Source organism: Bradyrhizobium sp. CCBAU 53338 (assembly GCF_015291665.1).
In the GTDB taxonomy this organism is placed as follows: domain Bacteria; phylum Pseudomonadota; class Alphaproteobacteria; order Rhizobiales; family Xanthobacteraceae; genus Bradyrhizobium.
In genome coordinates this window covers 4,910,020-4,918,179 of the sequence record NZ_CP030048.1, presented here as the reverse complement: position 1 = coordinate 4,918,179, position 8,160 = coordinate 4,910,020, and the positions used below count along the sequence as shown (strand labels likewise).

General features: G+C 66.5%; 8 protein-coding genes and 1 riboswitch. Of the genes, 3 read left to right on the top strand and 5 right to left on the bottom strand.

Translation table 11 applies throughout. The features are described 5' to 3' along the window. Positions 1-2 precede the first annotated feature (2 nt). Positions 3-1,697, top strand: a complete 1,695-nt coding sequence (locus XH90_RS23300; RefSeq protein ID WP_194476663.1) for a ShlB/FhaC/HecB family hemolysin secretion/activation protein — start codon at positions 3-5, stop codon at positions 1,695-1,697. Between the two features lie 56 nt (positions 1,698-1,753). Here XH90_RS23300 and bluB read toward each other — a convergent pair whose 3' ends face one another. The 3 genes from bluB to cobU are packed head-to-tail and all read right to left on the bottom strand — an operon-like array spanning position 1,754 to position 3,676. Beyond that, the gene (gene bluB, locus XH90_RS23295; RefSeq protein WP_194476662.1) at positions 1,754-2,386 is read right to left on the bottom strand and encodes a 5,6-dimethylbenzimidazole synthase; all 633 of its coding nucleotides are present in this window, start codon (positions 2,384-2,386) and stop codon (positions 1,754-1,756) included. A gap of 4 nt (positions 2,387-2,390) precedes the next feature. Further along, positions 2,391-3,176 (bottom strand): adenosylcobinamide-GDP ribazoletransferase, encoded by a 786-nt coding sequence (gene cobS / locus XH90_RS23290; protein ID WP_194476661.1) that lies wholly within the window; start codon positions 3,174-3,176, stop codon positions 2,391-2,393. Next, positions 3,173-3,676 (bottom strand): bifunctional adenosylcobinamide kinase/adenosylcobinamide-phosphate guanylyltransferase, encoded by a 504-nt coding sequence (gene cobU, locus XH90_RS23285; RefSeq protein WP_194476660.1) that lies wholly within the window; start codon positions 3,674-3,676, stop codon positions 3,173-3,175. The genes cobS and cobU overlap by 4 nt, the downstream gene beginning before the upstream one ends. A gap of 121 nt (positions 3,677-3,797) precedes the next feature. Between cobU and cbiB the strand changes: the two genes are divergently transcribed. Together cbiB and cobD are read left to right on the top strand one after the other, a co-directional pair. Further along, on the top strand, positions 3,798-4,739 hold the full coding sequence (gene cbiB, locus XH90_RS23280; protein ID WP_194476659.1) for an adenosylcobinamide-phosphate synthase CbiB: 942 nt from the start codon (positions 3,798-3,800) through the stop codon (positions 4,737-4,739). A gap of 11 nt (positions 4,740-4,750) precedes the next feature. Then, positions 4,751-5,716 (top strand): threonine-phosphate decarboxylase CobD, encoded by a 966-nt coding sequence (gene cobD / locus XH90_RS23275; protein ID WP_194476658.1) that lies wholly within the window; start codon positions 4,751-4,753, stop codon positions 5,714-5,716. Here the strand turns inward: cobD and XH90_RS23270 are convergent. Beyond that, positions 5,705-7,153, bottom strand: a complete 1,449-nt coding sequence (locus XH90_RS23270) for a cobyric acid synthase (protein ID WP_194476657.1) — start codon at positions 7,151-7,153, stop codon at positions 5,705-5,707. The two genes, cobD and XH90_RS23270, sit on opposite strands and share 12 nt — an antisense overlap. 5 nt (positions 7,154-7,158) lie before the next feature. Continuing rightward, the gene (gene cobO, locus XH90_RS23265; RefSeq protein ID WP_194476656.1) at positions 7,159-7,806 is read right to left on the bottom strand and encodes a cob(I)yrinic acid a,c-diamide adenosyltransferase; all 648 of its coding nucleotides are present in this window, start codon (positions 7,804-7,806) and stop codon (positions 7,159-7,161) included. A 40-nt stretch (positions 7,807-7,846) separates the two neighbouring features. Continuing rightward, positions 7,847-8,070: riboswitch (cobalamin riboswitch) on the top strand. Positions 8,071-8,160: the final 90 nt, after the last annotated feature.

Below are 8,160 nucleotides of genomic sequence, written 5' to 3'. Positions count from 1 at the left end.
GGATGCGTGTTCTGGGGGCAGCACTGGGGGTCGGGCTTGCAGCGTCGAGCATCGTGGCCGCGCGCGCGCAGGTGCCCACGATCAATCCAGGTGCGATCCAGAACGACGTCGACCGGCAACGACGCCAGTTCGAACAGCAGAGCGCGCCGCCCAAGCTGAACGGCCCCGCCGTGGTCGGCGGCCCCAGGGAAAAGTCGCCGCTGATGAAGCCCGGCGGCCCGAAATTCCGCCTGCGCAAGCTCGAATTCGACCCATCCAAATTCATCACGCCGGCGGAGCTCGACGAGATCGCGAAGAAGTATGTCGGCAAGAATGTCGACATCGCGACGCTGCTGCAGATCGTCGCCGATATCAATGCCATCTACACCGAGCGCGGCATCGTGACCGGCATCGCGACGCTGCCGGAGCAGGATCCGAAGGACGGGACGGTCAAGATCAAGCTGACCGAAGGCCGGCTCCAGAAGACCACCGTCGAGGGCAACAAGCAGACGCGGACCGACTACATCCTCCGGCGCGTGAAGGAGCCGGAAGGCGAGGTCCTCGACGTCCCCAAGCTCAATCGCGACGTGACCTGGTTCAACCGGACCAACGACGTGCAGATCAAGGCGCTGCTCCAGCCCGGCACGAGCTTCGGCCTGACCGACCTCCAGTTCGCGGTGATCGAGCCGCCGGTCGACACCTGGCAGCTCTTCGTCGACAACCAGGCCTCCGAGAACACCGGCCGCTGGGAAGGCGGCACCTTCTACAAGCGCCACGGTCTGTTCGGTGTCGACGACCGACTGACCTTCTACGGCGTCCGCTCCGACGGCAACCTCAACGGCAACGCCGCCTACAGCGTTCCGGTCAATCCCTGGGGCGGACGCGTCGGCGTCAGCTATACCGAAGGCAAGATCAAGATCATCGACGGTCCGTTCGTCGCGCTCGACGTCACCGGACGGTCGAGTCAGGCCGCGGTCAATTTTAGCCAGCCGGTCTGGGTGACGCAGAACTGGCTTGTGCTGCTCAACGCCGCCGAAACCGAGGGCAAGACGGTGAGTCGCTTCTCGACGGTCGCGGTGACCGACGACCACTACGACAAGGCCACGGCCGGTGTCTCCGTGACCAATTCCGGTAACACCTATTCGATCACAGTCTCGCCCGCCGTGAACTACATCGAATGGCAAGACCATGTGCTCGGCAACAACCGCACGTTCAACACCTATACCGGCTCGCTGATCGCGACCAGCGCAGCCGGCCCGCCCAATTTCAGCGCCAACGTGCTGGCGGGCTGGCAGTATACCCAGGAGAAGCTGCTGCCGGGCGACCAGATATTCACGATCGGCGGTCCCACCACCGTGCGCGGCTATCCGACCAGCGCGGCGTCCGGTGACAGCGGCTACTATTTCAACGCCGAGCTGCACTACAACTGGTCGCAATGGCTCAGGGGATTTGACACCTACGTCTTCACCGACTGGGGCGCGGTGTATTCGACGGCCCCCGGCATCACGGAAATGTCCTCAGTCGGCGTCGGCTTCTCCTGGACCTATGCTCCGTTCATGACGTTCGAGGCGAACTATGCGACGCCGCTGAAGAATGCGGTCTCGACCCAGCGTCACTACGAGGCCTACGGCCGCGTCGTCTTCCGCCCGCTGCTGATGTTCGAGAAGCCGCAGAGCGCGGTCCCGGTGGCGGCCGTCGCCGACAAGAGCAGGTCGTAAACTTTCGCGCCTTCTCTCACCGTAGGCAATGACGGGGGATGGTGCGTGCGACCTTGCTACCGCCGCAGCGTGAACTCGCTCGCGTCGCGCCGATGCTCCCACTTCGCCCGTTCGAGCTCCGGCTGGTCGCACTCCGCCTCGGGATAACCGATGCAGAGATAGGCGATGAATTTCCAGGAGGCAGGCACGTCGAGTACGTCATGGATGCGCTGCGGATTGAGGATCGAGACCCAGCCGAGCCCGATGCCGTCGGCGCGCGCGGCCAGCCACATCGCGGTGATCGCCCCGACCACGGAGTATTCCGTCGTCTCCGGCATCGTCGCGCGGCCGAGGCCATGGCCGATGTCGCTGGCCTTGTCGGCGAACACGGCGAGGTGGCCGGGCGCCTGCTCGAGGCCCGACAGTTTGAGCGCGGCATAGCGCGCCGCGCGCTCGCCGGAATAGCAGGCCAGCGCGTCGGCGTTGCACGCCTTGAAATCGTCGATCACGGCGCGGCGCCGCGAGGCATCGTCGACGATGACGAAGCGCCACGGCTGGCTCAGGCCGACCGAGGGCGATAGGCAAGCCGTGTCGATCAGCCGCTCCACGGCGCCGTCCGGCAATGGATCGGTGCGAAAGCGGCGCACATCGCGCCGCCACACAAACAGCTCGCGCAATTGCCGGCGGAAGGCGTCGTCGAACTCGACCATGACTTTAGCTTCCTGCCTGAAGGAAGGCCGCGGCGACAAGCAGGATCAGGATCTCGCCGATCTGCTCGAACGCGCCGAGGATGTCGCCGGTCTGTCCGCCGATCTGGCGGATGGCGAGCCGCGCCAGGATCAGCCCGGCCAGCGACAACAGCACCAGCCCGACCAGCGCCTTGGCCGGCCCGAGCGCCAGGGCAAGCGCGAGTGTTCCGATAGCGAAGGCTGTGGCCACGCTGCGGCCCGGCGGTGATCCAGCGCTTGCCGCGAGTCCGTCGCGTCGCGCCGGGGGGACCAGTGACATGAAGGCCGGCAAGCCCGCGCGGGCCGCGGCGTGCGCGGCGCACATCGCCAACATCACAGCCCAGGGATTGCCGATCGCGGCCAGCGCGCTCCAGCGCAGGCCGAACGACAGGATCAGCGCGCAGACGCCATAGCTGCCGATCCGGCTGTCGCGCATGATCTCGAGCTTGCGCTCGCGCGTGCGGCCGCCGCCGAGCCCGTCGGCGGTATCGGCAAGCCCGTCCTCGTGCAGCGCGCCGGTGATGAGGGCGGTCGTTGCAAGCGCGAGCAGGGCGGCCATGCCTGGCGCCAGTCCCAGTCTGCTCGCGAGCGCGTGGGATGCTCCGCCTGCAAGTCCCACCAGCAATCCCGCGACCGGCAGCGCCCAGGTCGCCCGCGCGATGGCGCCGTTGTCGGCAGGCTTCGACGAGCCTACCGGCACGATCGTGACGAAGGACGCCGCGATCCTGAGATCGGCGACGACGTTGTTCAGAAAGTCGGCGCGCGGCGTCATTTCAGCTTCATCGGAAGGCCGGCGACGATGAACTCGACCTCGTCGGCGACATCGGCAATCGTCTGATTCATGATTCCGGCGGCGTCGCGAAAGCTGCGCGCCAGCGCGTTGTCGGGCACGATGCCAAGGCCGACCTCGTTGGTGACGAGCACGACCGGGCTCTCGAGATTGCGCAGAGTTGCGGCAAGCGCGTTCACCTCGTGCTCCCAGTCGCGCTCGGCATGCATCAGGTTCGAGAGCCACATGGTCAGGCAATCCACCAACCTTGCGCCGCCGCCATCGCTTGCGATGAGCGCGGGCACGAGATCGAGCGGCACCTCGCGTTCGATCCAGTCGGTTCCGCGACGCGCGCGGTGTCTTGCGATGCGCGCGTCCATTTCGGCATCGAAGGCCTCGGCCGTCGCGACATAGACGGGCTGCCCCGGAAAGGCGCGCGTGCGCGTTTCCGCACGCGTGCTCTTGCCCGATCGTGCTCCGCCCGTGATCAAGATGACGGCCATGAAGGTCTCCCGTTGGCCTGACTAATCACCAAACGCGGCCAAAGACAAAGCCGAAATCAGGCGCTCGGGGGCTTGCGCTCGACCCTCGCTTTGCGCAACAGGGGCGGGACAGGAGGCAGGATTGGGCTTTGCGGGCGCGATGGTGGTGGCGATGGCGGTGGATGCCCTCACGGGCTGGCCGTCACCGTTGTTCGCACGAATCGGCCACCCCGTGACCTGGCTCGGCCGGCTGATCGGCGCCATCGATGCCGGCTGGAATCGCGAGTCCGTCGCGCCGGCGCTCCGCCGCGCTGCCGGTATCGCTGGAGCGCTTGTCGTGATCGCGCTCTCCGTCGCGATCGGCTGGGTGCTGCAGTCCCTGCTTGCCGCGGGCTGGGTCCAGATCGCGCTGGTCGGCATCATCGCCTGGCCATTGGTCGCGCTGCGCTCGCTGCACGATCACGTCGCCGCCGTTGCCGAGCCTCTGCCGGGCGGCGATATCGCCGCCGCGCGCGAGGCGGTCTCGCGCATCGTCGGCCGCGATCCCGCCGCGCTCGATGAAGCGGGCATCGCACGCGCCGCGATCGAAAGCCTCGCGGAAAACGCCTCGGACGGCATCGTCGCGCCGGTGTTCTGGGGCGCGCTGTTCGGCCTGCCGGGCATTTTGGGCTACAAGGCAATCAACACGCTGGATTCCATGATCGGCCATCGCAGCGAACGCTACGAGGCTTTCGGCTGGGCGGCTGCGCGCATCGACGATGTCGCCAATTTCATTCCAGCCCGGCTCACCGGCTTTCTGTTCGTACTGCTCGCGCCGCGGCGATCCCAGGCACTGTCATGCATGACGCGGGACGCGCGCCGCCACCGCTCGCCCAACGCGGGCTGGCCGGAAGCCGCAATGGCCGGCGCGCTTGGCGTCCGGCTCAGCGGGCCCCGCATCTATCACGGCAGCTTAACGAACGAGCCCTGGCTCAACGAAGGCGCGCGCGATCCGCTTGCCGTGGACATCAATGAGGCGCTGGCCGTCTACCGCCGCGCCATGCTGCTGCTCGCAGCCATCCTTGCGATCCTGGCCTTCGCGTGAAAGAACAGGGCATGCGCGAGCACGGTGGAAATCTCGATCTGGCCCAGCAGCGTTTCGGCGGGCGCGCGGACGACTGGATCGATCTGTCGACGGGGATCAACCGGCTGCCTTATCCCGTTGGCGAGATATCAGCGCATCATTGGCAGGCGCTGCCGTCGCGATCCGAGATCGAGGCGCTGCATCAGGCGGCGCGACACGCCTATCGCACCTCAGCGCCTGTTGTCGCGATGGGCGGCGCGCAGGCCGCCATTCAATTGTTGCCGCAACTCGCGCCGCGCGGCCGTGCCTGCATCCTTGCGCCGACCTACAACGAATATGTTCCGGTTCTGTCGGCCGCGGGATGGGAGGTCGAGGAGGTGAGGGAGCCAGGTGCGCTCGCGGGCGCCGAGCTCGCCATTGTCGTCAATCCCAACAATCCCGACGGGCGCCGTCATGCGCCGAAGGACCTGCTCTCGTTGTTGCCGCGTGTCGGTCGCCTCGTCATCGACGAGAGTTTTGTTGATGCCATTCCCGAGCTCTCCCTCGCTTCGGAAGCAGATCGGCCGGGACTGCTGATCCTGCGCTCCTTCGGAAAGTTCTACGGCCTGGCCGGCCTTCGGCTTGGCTTCGCGATCGGCCATGCAGCCGACATTGCGAAGCTCGCGGCGGCATCAGGTCCGTGGCCGCTGTCGGGGGCGGCGATCGCGATCGGCTGCCGCGCCTTGCGCGATGATACCTGGGCCGGGGCAACGTCGGCGCGCCTCGTGCGGGATTGCGCTCGCCTCGACGACATGGTGCGGTCGCAAGGCTGGCGGCTCGTCGGCGGCGCACCGCTGTTTCGTCTCTACGAGACGCCTGATGCGCTTGCCGCTCAGGAAAAACTCGCGCGCGGCCAGATCTGGTCGCGAGTCTTCGCGCAGAATCCGGCATGGCTGCGCCTGGGTCTTCCCGGCAGCGAAGCCGAATGGCTGCGCCTCGCAAAGATCCTAGCGTGCTAGCGCGAGCAGGCCTTCGACGTCGAGATGCCGTTCGATGTGATCGGCCAGGGCATCGAGCGCGCTCTCGACCCTGGCGTGATAGGGCTCCTCGCCTGTGGGGATGTCGAGCTTCGCCAGATACGCCTTGCGGAAATCATCCGACGTGAACAGGCCGTGAAGATAGCTGCCCTGTACGCGCCCATCGCCGGAAATCGCGCCTTCCGGCTCGCCATTCAGTTTTGCGAACGGCCGTACGCGATCCGGCCCGTCGGTGCGGCCGATGTGGATCTCGTAAGCCTGGATCGGCTGGGCCGTCGCCGCATGCACGGCCGCAACACGCGTCAGAGTCTTCTGCGGGCTCATCACCGTTTCCACGTCCAGCAGTCCAAGGCCCGGCGTGTCGCCCGCGGGCCCCTCGATGCCGTCAGGATCCGCGACGCTGTGTCCGAGCATCTGATAGCCGCCGCAGAGGCCTAGCACGTGACCGCCTCTGCGATGATGTGCGAGCAGATCGATGTCCCAGCCCTGCGCGCGCAAAAAGGCGAGATCGCCGCGCGTGGACTTCGAACCGGGGATGACGACGAGCCTGACGTCGCCGGGGATCGCTTCGCCCGGACGCACCATGACGAGATCGACCCCGGGCTCGAGCTTGAGCGGATCGAGATCGTCGAAATTGGCGATCCGCGACAGCGCGAGGCAGGCGATCTTGCACTGGCCGGGCTTGCGCGCGTCGCTCAGGCCCAGCGCATCCTCCGCCGGCAGCTCGCCGGCGCGCGCGAACCAGGGCAGCACGCCGAGGCCGCGCCATGCGGTCTTTTGTTCGATCAGCTTGTAGCCGTCGTCGAACAGCGTGGGATCGCCGCGGAACTTGTTGATGACAAAACCGTGGATCAAGGCGGCATCGTCAGGGTCGATCACCGTCTTGATGCCGACGAGCTGGGCGATGACGCCGCCACGGTCGATATCTCCGACCAGCACGACGGGGACATCGGCCTTGCGGGCAAAGCCCATATTGGCGATGTCGGCCTTGCGAAGGTTCACCTCGGCCGGGCTGCCGGCGCCTTCGACCAGCACCAGGTCAGAGCGCGCCTTGAGCCGCCCAAAACTCTCCAGCACCGCGCCCATCAGCGAGGGCTTCATCGCCGCGTATTCACGCGCGCGCGCAGTCGCGATGCGCTTGCCATGCACGATCACCTGCGCGCCGACATCGGTCTCCGGCTTGAGCAGCACCGGGTTCATGTCGGTGTGCGGTTCGACACCCGCTGCAAGCGCCTGCAGCGCCTGTGCGCGACCGATCTCGCCGCCATCGACGGTGACGGCCGCGTTGTTCGACATGTTCTGCGGCTTGAACGGGAGCACGCGCATGGCCCGTCGCGTGAAAGCGCGAGCAAGGCCGGCGACGATGAGCGATTTGCCCACGTCCGAGCCGGCCCCCTGGATCATCAATGCGCGTGCCATCGAATTCAGAACTCGACGCCGGCCTGCGCCTTGATGCCGGAGCGGAACGGATGCTTCACCAGCGTCATCTCGGTGACGAGATCGGCGATCTCGATCAGCTCGTCCTTGGCATTGCGGCCGGTGAGCACGACATGCGTCATCGGCGGCTTCGAGGTTTTCAGGAAATCGACGACCTCTGCGATGTCGAGATAGTCGTAGCGCAGCGCGATGTTGATTTCGTCGAGCACGACCATGCGCAGCCGTTGATCGGATATCAGCGCCTTCGCTTTTTCCCAGCCGGCGCGGGCGGCCGCGATGTCGCGAGCGCGGTCCTGCGTCTCCCAGGTAAAGCCCTCGCCCATGGCGTGGAACTGGCAGAGCTCGCCGAAATGGCCGGTGAGCAGGCGCCGCTCGCCGGTGTCCCAAGCGCCCTTGATGAACTGCACGACCGCGCAGGGCAGGCCGTGGGCAACGCAACGCACGATCATGCCGAAGGCGGAGGAGGACTTGCCCTTGCCGGCGCCGGTGTGGACGATGATGAGGCCTTTTTCGCCGCTCTTGGTCGCCATGATCTTGTCGCGGGCGACCTTGATCTTCGCCATTTTCGCGGCGTGCTTGGCGTCAGTCTTGGCGTCGGTTTCGTCGGCCGTCTGGGTCTCCGGTTCAGGCGTCATGGTATCCGGTCCTTCGGCTTGACAAGAGGCGGCCGGGGGCAAATGGTGGTCCGGCGTTGGTTCCTGTCCTATGACAGGCGAAGAGGGAATGCGATAGGGTCCGAATCGGCAAGATTTGGGTCCAAAATGCAGCCGCCCCCGCGACCGTGACCGGAGAGATGCCCGAAGCCACTGATCCCCTCGGGGGATCGGGAAGGCGGGGATCGAAGGGCCAAAAGCCCTGCTCCGCAAGCCGGGAGACCTGCCAGCGCGGACGATTTTTGGACCGGCGGACGGGGTGTTCCGCGACGGGGAAACGGGCCTTCGCAAGAACGGTTCGTGGGCCTCTTCGCCTCCCGCCGATACTTCTGGAAG

Bases quoted from the DNA above. Each gene is read 5' to 3' on its own strand.
- cobD (WP_194476658.1), top strand. From the start codon at position 4,751: ATGCGCGAGCACGGTGGAAATCTCGATCTGGCCCAGCAGCGTTTCGGC.
- cobO (WP_194476656.1), bottom strand. From the start codon at position 7,806: ATGACGCCTGAACCGGAGACCCAGACGGCCGACGAAACCGACGCCAAG.
- XH90_RS23270 (WP_194476657.1), bottom strand. From the start codon at position 7,153: ATGGCACGCGCATTGATGATCCAGGGGGCCGGCTCGGACGTGGGCAAA.
- XH90_RS23300 (WP_194476663.1), top strand. From the start codon at position 3: ATGCGTGTTCTGGGGGCAGCACTGGGGGTCGGGCTTGCAGCGTCGAGC.
- cobS (WP_194476661.1), bottom strand. From the start codon at position 3,176: ATGACGCCGCGCGCCGACTTTCTGAACAACGTCGTCGCCGATCTCAGG.
- cobU (WP_194476660.1), bottom strand. From the start codon at position 3,676: ATGGCCGTCATCTTGATCACGGGCGGAGCACGATCGGGCAAGAGCACG.
- bluB (WP_194476662.1), bottom strand. From the start codon at position 2,386: ATGGTCGAGTTCGACGACGCCTTCCGCCGGCAATTGCGCGAGCTGTTT.